The following is a 14,510-nucleotide window of genomic DNA, read 5'->3' as shown; positions in this document are numbered from 1 at the left end:
CCTGACGCTGTCAGGCGCTCGTCAGAAGCTCTTGCGAACCGAAAGATACCACTCGCGGGGACGGCCCGGCTGGGCTTCCGTGGTGGGCTGGCCGAAGGGCACCAGATCGAAGATGTTGTAGTAGTACTGCTTGTTGAACAGGTTGGTCGCACCGACCGCAACGGTCAGGTCGCCCGCATCGTTCTGGTAGCTGATGCGCCCGTTGAACACGGCGCGGCCGGGGATCTGGGCGATCGGGCTGCGCGAGTTGAACGAGATCTTCGACTGATAGAAGCCGTCGATCCGCGGCGTGATGGAGCCGCCCAGCTGCTCGACCGGGATCTCGTACTGGATGCCAGCCGAACCCGTCCACTGCGGCACATAAACCGGCGTCTGGTTCACCACGAGCGGATCGTTGCGCAGTTCCGGCGCATCGAAGTGCGTGTAACCGCCCGCGAGATTGAACGTCAGGCCATCGACCGGACGGGCCTCCAGCTCGACCTCGAAGCCCTTCACCTTGCCCGGAGAATTGACGTAGTTGGTCTTGGAGATGCAAGCCACGCCAATGCCCTGCGCCAGGTTGACCGCACCGTCCGTCGCCGGATTATAGGCGCGGCACAGCTCATTGCCGCCGGTCACAGCCGGATCGACCTGCGTCCCGGCGAGCGTGCAGACACCGGTCGTGCCGTTGTTGATGCATTCCGAACCGCTCTGCGAGACGATGCGAGAGGAGTAGTCCGAATAGAAGCCGGCCACGTTCAGGCGCAGACGACGGTCGAAGAAGTCACCCTTGAAGCCGAGTTCATAGGCGACCATTTCCTCGGCCGCGACGGGCACGAGCTGCGAGGCCTGGAACGGACGCGGGTTGAACGCACCGGGACGATAGCCCGACGCGATCGAGCCATAGACCATCATGGAATCGGTCAGCTTGTAGTCCGCGCCGAAGCGGTAATCGATGCGGTCGTCCTTGACGAGCACGGGGCGAATGATGCCGCCCTGGCCGTTGTTGAACAGCGTGTCCTTGGTATCCTCCGAGTAACGCAGGCCAGCGGTGAGCTGCAGGCGATCGAGCGGACGAACCTGCGCCTGGGCATAAGCGGCCTTCGCCTCGCTATCCACGCTGATGCGGGCGTTCTGCTGGAAGTTGAGGAACGGAATCGAGACGTTGGACGTCGTGAGGCCCTTGCCCTTGTAGTAGAACAGACCGGCGGTCACATCGAACAGCGGGCTGGTGTAGTTGAGGCGCGGTTCGACCGTCCACTGCTCATGCGTGATGATGGACTTGGTGGTCTGCAGGCTCAGCGGCGACCCGTCGGTATCGTTGATGGCCGTCGTGAAGACATTGCGATAGCTGCCCAGCACGGTGAGCGTCAGGTCCTGCGTCAGATCGACCACGGCCTTGCCGCTGAAGCCGTAATTCTCGATCACAGCCTTGCGATCGAAGCACTGGCCGCCACGGTCCGACCCACCGTTATAATAAGTGCCGGCGATGTTGGTCCCAGCCGGGATCGGATCGCAATAGGTGGCATAGGTGGTGTAAGGGCTGTTGGTGAGGAAGCGGCTGTCATAGCTGACACCCCACAGCGGCTGATAAACGGCCGCATCAAGCGCCTGCGTGGCTGCACTCGGCACGATGCGCAGTTGCTTGTTCGCCACCGCCGGGGAATCATCGTTGGTGTAGTCCGCCGAGAGCGTCAGGTCGATGCCGGTGCCGGCGTAACGCAGCGCACCGCGCAGGGCGACGACGCTTTCACCGCCATAACGGCCCAGTTCGCAATCGGTCTGCGAGGCGCCGGAGAGGAAGCCGTCCGAGGGATCGAGCGAGGGGAACCTTCCGGCGAGGCCGGGCGTGCCCTGACGCACCATGTCACAACGGAAGTCGAGCAGCTTCTGGTAGCCCTTGCGCTTCTTCGACACGCCCGAAACGCGGAAGAAGAGGTTCTCAGAAAGCGGCACGTTGAAACCGGCGCGCAAGTCGGTGCGGTTGTAGCTGCCCACGGTTGCTTCGACATAGGCCGAAGGCGTCGCGTCAGGTGCCTTGGAAATCAGGTTGACGGCGCCACCAATGGCGTTGCGGCCGAACACCGTACCCTGCGGACCGCGCAGCACTTCGACGCGCTCAAGGTCGAGCAGATCGAAGGTCGAGCCGGCGAGCAGTGCATAATATTGGTCATCGACATAGAAGGCCACGCCCGGCTCGAACGCCAGATTGAAGTCATACTGGCCGATGCCGCGGATATAGGCCTGCACGGCGCGGCCAAAAGAGGCGTTCGCTGCTGCAAAGCTGGCGTTCGGCACGATGGCCGCAACGTCCTGAATGTTGTTGATCGCCCGATCGGTCAGCGCATTAGCGGTTACGGCGGTGATGGCCAGCGGCGTTTCCTGCAGGTTGGTGGCCGAGCGCGTCGCGGTCACGACGATCTCTTCGACACCGGCGCGCTGGGGCTGCGCCTGGGCAGCGGCATCGTCCTGCGCCTGTGCGGGCGCTGCGATGCTCATGGCAAAGACGGACGCACCCGCCATGCCCAGAAGCTTGTTCCTCAACGAAAACGACATTCCAAATCTCCCAAAACGCGGGCGCAGGCCCATTGATCGATGGGTGAATGCCTCGCCGCATCCCCGCGCCGCCCGGAGACAGCGCCGCCCGCGAACAGGCCAGGACACCACGCAGCTTCACCGCGTTATTGGAGTGATCAGCAGGGAGTGGACCTATGCGCCAAGACGAACGAGATCGCCTTGGCTTGTGAGCCGACCAGGCATGATGAGGGCCTGATCGAAGCCACGGGCTTCGCCTGTACTGCATCCTTCTCCCGCTGGCATAAGACCAGCCGAGCATCGCCAATACTCCGAGATATTGACTTTGCCCGATACTCCAGCCTGCGCCATTGGAAGAGCACCGATGAGAAAACAAGAAAATTTCTCATCGAGCAGGAAATATTGATGACTTTGTCAGAAAGTGTCGCATCCATGCCACGATGGACCCTGACCTGCGGGCCGGTGGCGCCTCTTGTTCCGATCACGTCGAAGCCGCGTCGCGCCCGCTCTTACGCGGCGCCCATGGGCGACATTGCCGCCCATCACAACCGCTAATCTGCAGCTTTGCCCTACAAGGATGTTGATTCCCCATCAATGCCGTGTTTTGGTGCAGTCCGATAAAAAGCCCGGCTGGTCGGCCGGATGGATGCGGGATGGCTGAATATGAACAGGTTTGACGTCGAAGACTTCATCGATCGGTCGCGGATCAGCGCCACCCAGATCATGGCGCTGCTCGTCTGCGTTCTGGTCTGCTTCATCGACGGGTTCGATATCTTCATGATCGGCAAGATCGCGCCGGCCATCGCTGCGGATTTCGGAGAAACCTCCGAGGCGATGACCAAGGTGTTCGTCTACCAGCAGATCGGCCTCGCCATTGGTGCCTTCAGCATCGCCCCGCTGGCGGACCGGTTCGGACGGCGGTTCATGCTCATGGTCTCCTGCCTTATCTTCGGCACGATCACCATCGGCAGCATCCATGCCCAGACGCTCACGCAGTTGGCTGTTCTGCGCGGCATTGCCGGCGTGTTCATGGCGGCGGGCCTGCCCATGGCCATGGCGCTGATCTCGGAACTGACGCCCAAGCGCAAGCGCTCGACGCTGATCTCTCTGGCGCTTGTCGGCTTCTCGACCGGCAGTGCCGCCAGCGGCGTCGTCGCGGCGTGGCTGCTGGACAGCTATGGCTGGGAAAGCGGCTTCTGGATCGGCGGCCTCGTGCCGATTACCTGCGCGGTGCTGCTCTTCCTGATCGTGCCGGAATCGCTTAAGTTCCGGGCCGAGCGCAACCCATCCGACCAGCGGATCGCGACCACGATCCGCAAGATCGACCGCAATGTCGACCTGCGGGGCGACGAACTGTTCGTGATCGAGAGCGGTGGCGCCAAGGGGCGCAAGGCCAAGCTGTCCGACGTGTTCTCCGAGGGTCGCCTGACCATGACGGCACTGGTCTGGGCTGCCTGCACCCTCAGCATGACCAATACGGCCCTGCTCAGTGCATGGATGCCGACCTTCTTCCTCGAAATGGCGGGCGTCCCCATCCAGGATTTCGCGAAGGTCGCCATGATCGGCTATCTCGGCGGGGTCGCGGGCACGCTCTCCATCGGCTGGCTGATGGACCGGATGCGCCCTGCCCTGCTCATCGCCTGCTTCTATGTCATGCTGGCCGTGACCATCAACCTGCTGGGCTGGGTGCCCTTCTACTCCGCCTTCTTCGTGGTCGCGCTGCTCACCTGGCAGTTCTTCCAGACCGGTGGACAGTCCGGCCTCAACACGATGATCGCCCAAGTCTATCCGCCCCGGATGCGCAGCACGGCATTGGGCTGGGCCGGTGGCGCCGGGCGCATTGGCGGCATCGTAGCGCCGATTGCGGGCGGCTTCGCGCTCGCCCAGCATTATTCGCTGCAACTCACCCTGGCGCTGACGGCGGCGCTCCCGCTGGGCACAGCGATCTTGATGTTCGCCCTCGCCTATATCCGCCGCCAGGAAGAGGCGAAGGATAGAGAGCCCGTCACGCTCGCGCATTGATATGCGTGCTCGACGGTTGTCGGGCGAAACGGAAAAGGGCGGCCTCGCGATGATGCGAGGGCCGCCCTTTCTGTTTGAGGCCCGCCCGGTCTACAGGGAACCGGTCGGCCGATAGGTGTAAGCGATCAGGCCGCCGAGCTGAGCTTCATATTATACTGGCCGCTCTTGAGCGTCTCCTCCGGCACCCAGGTGCCGTGGAAGGTCGAGCGGACGCGGACGGGCAGCTTGAGCAGCGCAACCGGCCCAGCCGCCAAATTCTGCGCATCGAGAATGGCCAGATCGCTGCGGTTCTTCGAGCCGCGTGCGACCAGCACGAGCAGCCATCCATCGCCTTCCGGCGCATCCGGCGTGCGCGGAACGAACTGCGCCTCTTGCACGCTATCGCCCGGGCCCGGCTTCCAGATCTGGAACTCGCCGGTCTGGTTGTCGAACCGCGCCGTGCCGCTCGATCCATCCTGTGCGCGTGCGAGCAGGAAGCCATAGCGATAGGGCCGCCCCTGATAGCGATCGTCCGTGCGCGGCATCTCGCCCGGAATGTTCAGCAGACGCTGCGTGGTGAAGCTGTCCTCATTGCTAGCGAGGTCGAACGTCATGCGCGTCAGGAAAGGCGGAACCGGCGCCGTCTCCTCGCCCTGCGGCGTGGTGAAGAAGGGGAAGCAGTTGCCATCATAATAGCACAGGTCGAGGTGGACTTTCGTGCCCTCGCGATAGGCGTTCATCATGTGACCGGCGCTGCCGGTTGGCCCCTTGAACCAGCGAATATCCTCCGCTTTGCCATAACGCGGCACCAGCGCGACATGCACCGGCTGGTCGGGATGCCACTGATAATAAGGCCCGCCCTGCTTCACCACGTCGAGATCGGTGATCAGCGGGAAGAACGGCACGACCACCCATTCATCGGTGATCGCGAAATCATGGACGCAGGCTGCATAGGGCATCTCGAACCAGATCTCGGTCTTAATCTTGCGATCCGGCCCGAAGACGTAGAACACGAAATCCTTGGTCGCATCGCCCTTGGCCTGATAGCCGAACGCCAGCAGCTCGTTGGTGATCGGGTCTACCTTGGGATGCGCCGTAAACGTCTCGGACAATATCTGTCCGTCGAAGTCGACGCGGCCCTTGGTTTCCAGCGTGTCGGGGTCGATCTCGTAAGGGAGGTCATCTTCCTTCAACGCATAGAGATGGCCGGCATGGAACATCGCTGTGGTGTTGGCCGTGCCGAGATGGATGTCCTTCGCGCTTTCATCGGCCGTATAGCGGTTGCGGTAGCTGCCGAAGAGCCCGCGACGGGCGGCTTTCTGCGCCTTGTAGCGATCCGTCTCGACCCATTTGACGACATAATCCGCCTGATTGTCCTTGAAGCGGATCATGTGCATCTGGCCTTCGCCATCGATGAAGATGTCATCGGTGCGGCCGGAGGGATATTGCCGGTCGGCGCCGACGCGATACAGGCCGCCTTCCAGCCCATCGGGGATGGCGCCGGAAATCAGCTCCAGCCCACGCAGCTCGATATTGGCGCGCATCGGCTCCCCCCAGCCGCGATACAACTCGACATCGGGAAATTGAATGGGTTCGACCATGGGGTCCTCCTGAAGAATCTGCCTCAGACGGTGGCGATGAAGTTCATGATGTGATGCTCAAGGTCGCTGTCTGGCGTCCCGATCTCGAGCACAGGTGACAGGTGGTTGTGGCCTCCCAGCCAATGCAGCCTTGGAAAGGCCTTGTTGGTTATGGCGTAGCGGGCAGCCAGGCTCGCGGCCTGCTGCTGGAACGGCACCGGATCGAACTCGCAGACCGAGAAGAACAGCGGGATCTTGCTGGTGAGCAGCCCGGCCACGGTGGACGCCTGCGCCCAGCCGGCCGGGTCCTCGCCATAATAGGATTTCTGGAACTGGTTCGGCTCGGCCGCGGCCACGTCGTAAATCCCCGAGCACATCAGCGCGCCGGCAATCTGCGGCGAGAAGCGCGCAACGCAATCGGCCACGTGCACCGCGCCCGCCGACTGCCCCATCACGAAGATGCGATCCGGATCGCCGCCAAATTGCGCCACATTCTCGCGCAGCCAGATGACGGCATTGGCCACGTCCTCACCGCTGGCCGGCCAGGTGGCGGCAGGCGCGAGGCGGTAGGTCATGGTGACGCCGACATAACCCTCATCCACGGCGAAGCTGCCGATATTGTCGTAAAAGGGCGAGCCTTCGGTGGTCTTGTCGCCCATCACGAAGCCGCCGCCATGGACGAACACCAGCACCGGCGCGCCGGAAAGCCCGTCCCGCGTGAAGATATCCAGCCGATTGCGCGCATCGGGACCATATTGATGGTCGCGCGTCACCCTTGCGCCCGCCGGCAAGCCCGGCTGCAGGGCGCGGTAGATTCCCTGCGTGCCGCCCATCATGTCCGGGGTCAGTTCCGTGCCGAATGCTTTAAGTTGTTTGCGGATTTCGGGAGTCATGCAGCATCTCCAACCTTGAGCACCGGCTTGATCACCGTGCCCGCCTCACAATCATGAAACGCCTTGCCGATCTCATCGAAGGCGTAGGTCTCGATCAGCCGATCGAACGGGAAGCGCCCTTGCCGCCAGTAATCGATCAGCATCGGCAGGAAGGTGCGCGGATTGGCGTCGCCGCCGAGGATGCCGCGCAACTGCTTGCCACCGGCCAGCATGAGGAACATGGCCGGCGCCCACTCCCCACGAGGCGCCGCGACGAAGCCGGCAGTGCCGTTCATTGCGAGGCATTCCAGCGCCATGGTGTGGACGGCTGGCACGGTGGTGGTGTTGAAGGTGAAGTCCACGCCGCGACCGGTAACCGCGCGAATCTGCTTGGCGACGTCCTCGCCGTCGGAGCGGATCGCATCGGTCGCGCCCAGTTCGCGCGCAAGCTCCAGCCGGCCCGGGTTGATGTCCACCGCGACGATCCGCTTCGCGCCCACCAGCTTGGCGGCCATCACCGCAGAGAGGCCGACGCCACCGACCCCGAAGATGGCGATGGTATCCCCTGCCCCCACCTTCAGCGCCTCGATCACCGATCCGGCGCCAGTGATGACTCCGCAGCCGAGCGGGGCCAGTAATTCCAGCGGAATATCCTTGTCCACCTTCACCGCCGTGCGCTCCGGCACGATGCTGTGCGTCGCGAACGAAGACTGGCCGAAGAAATGCGAGTGGATGCGCTCATCCCCACACGCTAGCGCCGTCGAGCCATCGAGGCGCTTGCCGCCGAAGTTCATCGGCATCGCGAGATCGCAATAGGTCGGACGTCCGGCAACGCAACTGGGGCACACCCCGCAGCTGCTGCCCGAGAGGAGCACATGGTCGCCCACGGCGAACCCGCGCACGCCCTCACCCAGAGCCTCGACCACGCCCGCGCCCTCATGGCCGAGCACGATGGGATGCGGCGCGTGACGTCCGGGATGCTCATGCAGATCGGTATGGCAGATGCCGACAGCGACCATACGCACGAGCATCTCGCCCGCGCGCGGCGCTTCCAGCTCCAGCGTTTCAAGCACCGGCGCCGGCTGATTGCCGCGACTGACGGCAGCGGTGATCTGCATCACTTCTTCCCCGCGACCGGCGGCGCCTGATGGCTCGGCTTTTTCTTGAGCAGGATCTCGCCTTTCCACGGCACCTGATCGGCCGCCGTCCAGGCGTTGACGTGCAGCGACTGGAACCGCCACACGCCTTCCTTCTTGGTCACATGGTCCTGCCGTGTGCCGATGCCGAACACGAAGTTGGTGTGATAATCGGTCTGAAACTGGAGAATCTGGAAGAAGCAGCGCACGTCCACCTCGCCCTGCTCCGGGCGTGGGTCCATGATCAGCGTGTTCATGATGTGCTGGCGCCCGTACCACCAGCTCTGCCGGTCGTTCCACAGCGAGCGCAGATTCTCCAGGATCGCCTCATGGCCCTGCACCCGGCCCTGCCAGAGATGATCGAACCAGGCGTCCTGCGCGAAGGTCGACATCGCCGTCTCTTCATCGGCGAGGTCGATGCCCCAGGCGTAGCGCGAATAAAGCTCCTGAATTTCGAGCCGGTCGAGTGCGCTCAGTTCCCATGCCATGTCAGTGTCCTCCCGGTTTTCCAAGATGGTGATCGTTCTGGATATCAGCCGGCTCGCCATGATTGGTGAGCAGGGCCTTGCGGCGCACATAGCGCAGGATCGCCTCCGGGCCGGTGCGCGCGCCGCCGCCCACGCCGGACGCCCCAAAGGCATTGCTGCCAACCGTGCGGTTCTTGGCGAAGGTCAGGAAGGTATCCTGCATGAATACCGAGCCGGCATTGATCTGCAAGCCGATCGCCATCGCTTCTTCCGGGCTTCCGGCGACGACGTTCGCCGTAAGGCCGAAAATGGTGTCGTTGGCGAGGGCAATCGCCTCTTCTACCGTCTTGAACGGCATGACCGGCAGGATCGGCCCGAAGGTTTCGTCCCGCATGACCAGCATGTCATGGGTGACGCCGGTCAGCACGGTCGGGCGCATGTAGAGCCCGCCGTCGATCTGCTCGACCGCCCCGCCGGTGAGGACCTTCGCCCCCTTCCCGACCGCGTCGGCGATATGCCGCTCGACGATCTGCGCCTGCGGCGCGAAGGTGAAGGGATGGAGATGCCCGGCGCGCGGATCGTCGCTGTTGAGGCGAACCTTCTGCGCCTTCTCAACGAGAAGCGCGACGAAGGCATCGTGGATGGCCTCGGCGACGTAGATGCGCTCGACCGAGAAGCAGACCATTCCATTGGCATGAACCGCGCCGCGCAGGACGGCTGTGGTCGCCCGCTCCAAATCGGCGGTTTCAGTGACGATCACCGGGTCCTTGCCGCCCAGTTCCAGATAGCAGGGGATCAGGCGCTCGGCGCTCTGCACGGCGATCTTGCGGCCGGTCGGCACGCTGCCGGTGAAGCATAGGAGATCGACCGTGTCGATGATCGCCCGGCCCGTCTCGCCATCGCCCTGAACATAATCGAACACGCCAGCCAGTTCCGGCACCTGGGCCACGGCCTCGAACAGCGGCTGTACCCAGCGCGGCGTCACTTCCGAGGGCTTGATGAGCACGGCGCAACCCGCGAACAGGGCGGGAATGGCATCGAGCAGCACCAGCATCATCGGCGCGTTCCAGGGACCAATCACGCCGACCAGCGGATAGGGCACGAACTGCGTGCGCACCTCCACCTGCGGCATGGCCTTGGAGGGACCGGTATAGCTTGCCGCATCGAGCGCGGCCTGCGCATCCTCGATCCAGCCGCCGATATTGCCCATGGTGATGAAGCCCTGGAGATAGGAGGTGTGGCACCCGCCTGTATCGATTGCGTCGGCCTCGGCGATGGCGCTGGCGCGCTTGGCGACCTCGCCCAGCCAGCGCTGCATGACGCCGATGCGCTCTGCGAGCGGCTTGGCACCCCAAGCCTGCTGGTTGCGCCGGAGACGGTCAGCCTTCGCCGCCACGTCCTCCGCCGTCGCAATTTCCATCATAAAGTCGATCGCGCCGCTGCGTGGGTTGTGCACGGGCACGCTGCGCCGTTCGATATCCGCCATGAACGTCCTCCCCAAAGGCGAGAGACTCGCCTCAATTAGTCAGACGTCGTTGTATATCGATGTTGAACGCGCAATCAACAGGATTGCGGCGGTTCATGATCCCAAGGGAAAAAGCCCGGATAGCGCAGGATCGCCGAGTGCGCGCGCACCACGGATTGCAAGGGCGGGAGCAGCGCTTCGAAGGCGCGCGCGGATATGTTGGATCGCACCGCATCTTCCGTCGCATCCGCGCTGGCCTGGAGGCGGTCGATCTGGTGCCGGCCCTCATCGGTGACGAAATAGAGCGTCTTGCGACGATCCTGCGGAGACGGCACTGCCTGCAACCACCCCCGCTGGGCCAGCTTCTTGAGAACGATCGCGCAGGTGGAGGGATCAAGCCCGTAGACCCGCGCGAACTCGACCTGACTCAGGCCGCCATGCAGATCCAGAATCACCATCGCGGAGAACTGGCGCAGGGTCACCGCCATCGGCGCGACCTGCTCACTGAAATGCGCATGGAGAATCTGCAGCGCGCGACGGAACAGCATGCTGGGCACATTGGCCAGATAGGAGTCCTGCCTGTCCCACCGCGGCGCGCCGTCGTTGCCGGCCTCCACCAGGCTGGAGAGCTGCGCCATGGCCACCGCGCGCTCGTCATCGCTCAGCGGATCGAGCAGCAACGCCTGCAGTTGGGCGAAGGACGACCGGATTTCGTCCATGCGGGCTTCCCCGGCCGCCGTCAGCACGGGCAGACTGCGCCGCCGATCCCGCTCATCCTGTTGGCGGGCAATGAGGCCGGTCAGTTCGAGATTTTGCAGCACGATCGCCGTGGTCGACGTGTCGCTGCCGCAGGCCCGCGCGAGGCGAACCTGGTCGCTCCCCGGACGCTCGGCAATCGCCAGCATCATTTCCGCCTGCGACAAGGTCTCGCCCCCGCAGGCCACCGATCCGTACAGGGCATTGGCGATCTGATCGATGCGGTTGAGCAGAAACCCCGGCTTGCGCAGGAACACCCGCATGACCTGATCGAGCGGAACACGCGGTCTTTCTACGGCCCAATCAATCTCAGGTGCAGCAATGGCAATTTGTTTTGCAGGCATCGTCACAAACAGGCGGACCCCGTGATGGGCAATGTTATCATGCGCAACAATCGGCCAGATTCCGGGGCTTGGCAAGCATATCGGTCGAGTGGGTCGACGTTTTTCAGTTGAACCCAAGCGGCCACCCGCTTAGCTGTTGAAGAATCAACAACAAGAATTTTCTTGGAGCGCAGGATGACCGAGGACGACTATGCCGACTACATCGCCCGCTTCAATGCGAACGATTTCGAAGGTTTCGGCCGCTATTATTGCGATGACGTGGTGTTCAACCTGGGCGAGAAGCGCCAGATCATAGGACGTTCCGCCATTCTGGATTTCTACCGCGACGTGAAGTCCAAGGTCCGCGAAACGCTCGACATTCTCGCCGTCGCGGCCGGTCCGGACACCCTCGCCTGCCATGTTCGCACCGAATTCTACGGCCTGGAAGACTGGCCCGATTTCATCGCCGGCCCCTTGATGAAGGGGCAAACCCTCAACATCGAGAGCCTTGGCTTCTATTATCTGCGCGACGGCAAGTTCGCGCAGATTCTCGGCGCGCGGTACAAGACGCTGCCCGCCACAGCTGCTGTTTGATAGTCATCGAAAAAGGAGATTGCACTTCATGGTAACGCCCGAGATTGCCCCCCATCCCTTCGCGCCGAAGTTCGAATTCGCCTTCACGGTGTCGATCGACCTGACACCGGCGGTGTGGATTTCCCCCACCAGCATGGGCGCGACCCGCGCTGCCGTGTGGGCAGCCCAAGGCACCTTCGAAGGCCCCCGCATTCGCGGCCGGGTCATCCCGATGAGCGGCGGCGACTATCCGCTGTCCCGTCCCAATGGCGTGATCGATTTCGACGCGCGCTACATGCTGGAAGCCGATGACGGCACGCCGATCTACCTGCAGAGCCGCGGCTATCGCTGGGCCGAAGGTGACGCCATGGAGCGCATGGCCCGCAACGAAGATGTGGGGCCGGACGAATATTATATGCGGGTGAGCCCCAAGTTCGACGTGCCGGAAGGCCCGCACGAATGGCTGGGCAAGCACATCTTCGTCGGCGTTGCCGAGAAGATCCCGAAGGCTAACCGCATCCACTATTTCATGCTGCTCTGACGGCTGACGCCTTCCAAACAAAACCAGCTGCCGCCGCCTTGCACTTTCCGCAGGGCGGCGGCAGTGCCTTATCCAGCCAAGAGGAGAGCATGCGATGAACGATCCGCAAGTCCCCGCCCATCTCGAATATGTGTTCGAGATGCGGGTGAATTTCCGCCCCGAACGCTGCACTGTCGGCCCGCTGCCGGGTGGCGGCTATCAGGGCTACACGCCCTGCGCCAGCGGCACGATTTACGGCCCGCGCCTGTCCGGCATCATCATTCCGGACAGCGGCGCGGATTATGCCACCGTGCGGGGCGATGGCACCATCGTCATCAAATCGCACTATATGCTGCAGGCCGATGACGGCACCAAAATCTACATCAATAACAATGGCTATCTCATCCCGGCCAAGCCCGGCGAAGCGCGACTGGATGACGGCACCCCGCAACCGGCCTATTTCTGCTTCTCGCCCACATTCGTGGTGCCCGAGGGGCCGCATGACTGGATGGGCAAGACGCTGGTCATCGGCACCGGCAGCCGCCGGTCCAACCCCGACCACTCCATCTTCACTTATTATGCGGTGAAGCAGACGCTCGACTGAGCATTTGACTGAACAAGCGAAAACGCCGCCGCTGGAGCCCTCAGGCCCCGGCGGCGGCGTTTTTCATGCCGGTCAGATTATCCGATCAGGCCGCGTCACCCGCCTGGCGCTTTTCCGCGCCGAAGACGCGGACGGGGTCCTTACGGCCCTCAACCACATCCTTGTCCACCACGACTTCGGTCACGCCTTCCATCGTCGGCAGATCGAACATGGTGTCGAGCAGGATCGCCTCGATGATCGACCGCAGGCCACGCGCGCCGGTTTTGCGCTCGATGGCGCGCTGGGCAATCGCAGTCAGCGCTTCGTCCGTGAACGTCAGCTCGACGTCTTCCAGCTCGAACAGCTTGCGATACTGCTTCACCAGCGCGTTCTTGGGCTCGGTGAGAATCTGGACCAGCGCGGCGATGTCGAGATCTTCCAGCGTCGCGATGACCGGCAGACGCCCGACAAACTCGGGGATCAGGCCGAATTTGAGCAGATCTTCCGGTTCGGTCTGCTTGAGCAGCTGACCCGTACGCCGTTCGTCCGGCGCTGCGACATGCGCGCCAAAGCCGATCGACTTGCCCTCAAGCCGGTCGCCGATGATCTTCTCGAGTCCCGCAAAGGCACCGCCGGCGATGAACAGGATGTTCGTCGTATCAACCTGCAGGAATTCCTGCTGCGGATGCTTGCGCCCGCCCTGCGGCGGCACCGAGGCGGTGGTGCCCTCCATCAGCTTGAGCAGCGCCTGCTGTACGCCCTCGCCCGACACGTCGCGGGTGATGGAGGGATTCTCCGCCTTGCGGCTGATCTTGTCGATCTCGTCGATATACACGATGCCGCGCTGCGCCTTCTCGACATTATAGTCGGACGCCTGGAGCAGCTTGAGGATGATGTTCTCGACATCCTCACCGACATAGCCAGCTTCGGTCAGCGTCGTCGCATCCGCCATGGTGAACGGCACGTCGAAGGTTTTGGCGAGCGTCTGGGCCAGCAGCGTCTTGCCGCAGCCGGTGGGCCCGATGAGCAGGATGTTGGACTTGGCCAGCTCGACATCGCCCGCCTTGCCGCCATGCTCCAGCCGCTTGTAGTGATTGTGCACGGCGACCGAGAGCACGCGCTTGGCGCGCTGCTGGCCGATCACATAATCGCTGAGCACATCGCAAATCTGCTGCGGCGTCGGCACGCCGCCTTCCTTGCGGCCGACCAGACCACCCTTGGTCTCTTCACGAATGATATCGTTGCACAATTCGACGCATTCATCGCAGATGAACACGGTTGGGCCGGCGATGAGCTTACGCACTTCGTGCTGCGACTTTCCGCAGAACGAGCAGTAGAGCGTGCTCTTCGAATCCGATCCTGTGAGCTTTGTCATTCAATCTCTTCCTTGGTCTGGCGCCGTCTCGCGCCAATTGCCCAGATGCTCTTTCCGTCGGTCATCCTAGACCGCCTTCTTGCAGCATCACAAGTGCCGAAAATGTCGCCAAATAGCGTAAACCAGACATTGCCGGCTCAAAAGCCATAATGGAAAGAAGATGGGAGGGCTGGCCCGGCTTTGCAATGGGAGATGCTGGCCGCACCCGGCCAGGCTGCGAACAGAGAGATTTTAGCGGCGGAAACAAGCTGGCCGCTCACTCGACCACGGCACAGCCCAAAGTCCGGCGACGATGCACGGCGCCGCCGGGATGCAAAGGCCGACCGCGTGAGCGGCCGGCCCGAC

12 protein-coding genes are annotated in these 14,510 nt (G+C 63.0%); 4 read left to right on the top strand and 8 right to left on the bottom strand.

Annotated features, from left to right (window positions below):
• Positions 1-21: 21 nt before the first annotated feature.
• Positions 22-2,535, bottom strand: coding sequence for a TonB-dependent receptor (locus tag M2341_RS07475; protein ID WP_264584805.1), 2,514 nt, complete (start codon positions 2,533-2,535; stop codon positions 22-24).
• 642 nt (positions 2,536-3,177) lie between these two features.
• Between M2341_RS07475 and M2341_RS07470 the strand changes: the two genes are divergently transcribed.
• Positions 3,178-4,536, top strand: coding sequence for an MFS transporter (locus tag M2341_RS07470; RefSeq protein WP_264570000.1), 1,359 nt, complete (start codon positions 3,178-3,180; stop codon positions 4,534-4,536).
• A 125-nt stretch (positions 4,537-4,661) separates the two neighbouring features.
• Here the strand turns inward: M2341_RS07470 and M2341_RS07465 are convergent, their stop codons facing one another.
• The 6 genes from M2341_RS07465 to M2341_RS07440 form a co-directional block, all read right to left on the bottom strand.
• Complete coding sequence (locus M2341_RS07465) at positions 4,662-6,116, bottom strand: carotenoid oxygenase family protein (protein ID WP_181559315.1); 1,455 nt, start codon at positions 6,114-6,116, stop codon at positions 4,662-4,664.
• 23 nt (positions 6,117-6,139) lie between these two features.
• A complete protein-coding gene (locus tag M2341_RS07460) occupies positions 6,140-6,988 on the bottom strand; it encodes an alpha/beta hydrolase (protein WP_264584804.1) in 849 nt (282 codons plus the stop codon).
• A complete protein-coding gene (locus M2341_RS07455) occupies positions 6,985-8,085 on the bottom strand; it encodes an NAD(P)-dependent alcohol dehydrogenase (RefSeq protein ID WP_264584803.1) in 1,101 nt (366 codons plus the stop codon). The genes M2341_RS07460 and M2341_RS07455 overlap by 4 nt, the downstream gene beginning before the upstream one ends.
• Positions 8,085-8,591, bottom strand: coding sequence for a nuclear transport factor 2 family protein (locus tag M2341_RS07450; protein WP_181559312.1), 507 nt, complete (start codon positions 8,589-8,591; stop codon positions 8,085-8,087). Before M2341_RS07450 ends, M2341_RS07455 begins: the two co-directional genes overlap by 1 nt.
• A gap of 1 nt (position 8,592) precedes the next feature.
• Complete coding sequence (locus tag M2341_RS07445) at positions 8,593-10,056, bottom strand: aldehyde dehydrogenase family protein (protein WP_264584802.1); 1,464 nt, start codon at positions 10,054-10,056, stop codon at positions 8,593-8,595.
• Between the two features lie 74 nt (positions 10,057-10,130).
• Complete coding sequence (locus M2341_RS07440; RefSeq protein ID WP_264584801.1) at positions 10,131-11,054, bottom strand: MarR family winged helix-turn-helix transcriptional regulator; 924 nt, start codon at positions 11,052-11,054, stop codon at positions 10,131-10,133.
• A gap of 255 nt (positions 11,055-11,309) precedes the next feature.
• Here M2341_RS07440 and M2341_RS07435 point away from each other — a divergent pair, with 255 nt between their 5' ends.
• The 3 genes from M2341_RS07435 (at position 11,310) to M2341_RS07425 (ending at position 12,811) form a co-directional block, all read left to right on the top strand.
• On the top strand, positions 11,310-11,708 hold the full coding sequence (locus M2341_RS07435; protein WP_264569994.1) for a nuclear transport factor 2 family protein: 399 nt from the start codon (positions 11,310-11,312) through the stop codon (positions 11,706-11,708).
• Between the two features lie 28 nt (positions 11,709-11,736).
• Positions 11,737-12,228, top strand: a complete 492-nt coding sequence (locus M2341_RS07430; protein ID WP_264572533.1) for a DUF3237 domain-containing protein — start codon at positions 11,737-11,739, stop codon at positions 12,226-12,228.
• Positions 12,229-12,322: 94 nt separating this feature from the next.
• The gene (locus tag M2341_RS07425) at positions 12,323-12,811 is read left to right on the top strand and encodes a DUF3237 domain-containing protein (RefSeq protein ID WP_264584800.1); all 489 of its coding nucleotides are present in this window, start codon (positions 12,323-12,325) and stop codon (positions 12,809-12,811) included.
• Positions 12,812-12,896: 85 nt separating this feature from the next.
• Here M2341_RS07425 and clpX read toward each other — a convergent pair whose 3' ends face one another.
• Positions 12,897-14,165, bottom strand: coding sequence for an ATP-dependent Clp protease ATP-binding subunit ClpX (gene clpX, locus M2341_RS07420; RefSeq protein ID WP_181559306.1), 1,269 nt, complete (start codon positions 14,163-14,165; stop codon positions 12,897-12,899).
• Positions 14,166-14,510: the final 345 nt, after the last annotated feature.

It is taken from the genome of Sphingobium sp. B7D2B, from assembly GCF_025961895.1.
Classification (GTDB): domain Bacteria; phylum Pseudomonadota; class Alphaproteobacteria; order Sphingomonadales; family Sphingomonadaceae; genus Sphingobium.
Note: the sequence above shows the minus strand (reverse complement) of the source record. Positions and strands in the feature narration are given on the sequence as shown.

Excerpts from the sequence above, each read along its gene's own strand:
- M2341_RS07435 (WP_264569994.1), top strand. The coding sequence starts at position 11,310 with ATGACCGAGGACGACTATGCCGACTACATCGCCCGCTTCAATGCGAAC.
- clpX (WP_181559306.1), bottom strand. The coding sequence starts at position 14,165 with ATGACAAAGCTCACAGGATCGGATTCGAAGAGCACGCTCTACTGCTCG.
- M2341_RS07475 (WP_264584805.1), bottom strand. The coding sequence starts at position 2,535 with ATGTCGTTTTCGTTGAGGAACAAGCTTCTGGGCATGGCGGGTGCGTCC.
- M2341_RS07470 (WP_264570000.1), top strand. The coding sequence starts at position 3,178 with ATGAACAGGTTTGACGTCGAAGACTTCATCGATCGGTCGCGGATCAGC.
- M2341_RS07465 (WP_181559315.1), bottom strand. The coding sequence starts at position 6,116 with ATGGTCGAACCCATTCAATTTCCCGATGTCGAGTTGTATCGCGGCTGG.
- M2341_RS07425 (WP_264584800.1), top strand. The coding sequence starts at position 12,323 with ATGAACGATCCGCAAGTCCCCGCCCATCTCGAATATGTGTTCGAGATG.
- M2341_RS07440 (WP_264584801.1), bottom strand. The coding sequence starts at position 11,054 with ATGCGGGTGTTCCTGCGCAAGCCGGGGTTTCTGCTCAACCGCATCGAT.
- M2341_RS07450 (WP_181559312.1), bottom strand. The coding sequence starts at position 8,591 with ATGGCATGGGAACTGAGCGCACTCGACCGGCTCGAAATTCAGGAGCTT.
- M2341_RS07430 (WP_264572533.1), top strand. The coding sequence starts at position 11,737 with ATGGTAACGCCCGAGATTGCCCCCCATCCCTTCGCGCCGAAGTTCGAA.
- M2341_RS07445 (WP_264584802.1), bottom strand. The coding sequence starts at position 10,056 with ATGGCGGATATCGAACGGCGCAGCGTGCCCGTGCACAACCCACGCAGC.
- M2341_RS07460 (WP_264584804.1), bottom strand. The coding sequence starts at position 6,988 with ATGACTCCCGAAATCCGCAAACAACTTAAAGCATTCGGCACGGAACTG.
- M2341_RS07455 (WP_264584803.1), bottom strand. The coding sequence starts at position 8,085 with ATGCAGATCACCGCTGCCGTCAGTCGCGGCAATCAGCCGGCGCCGGTG.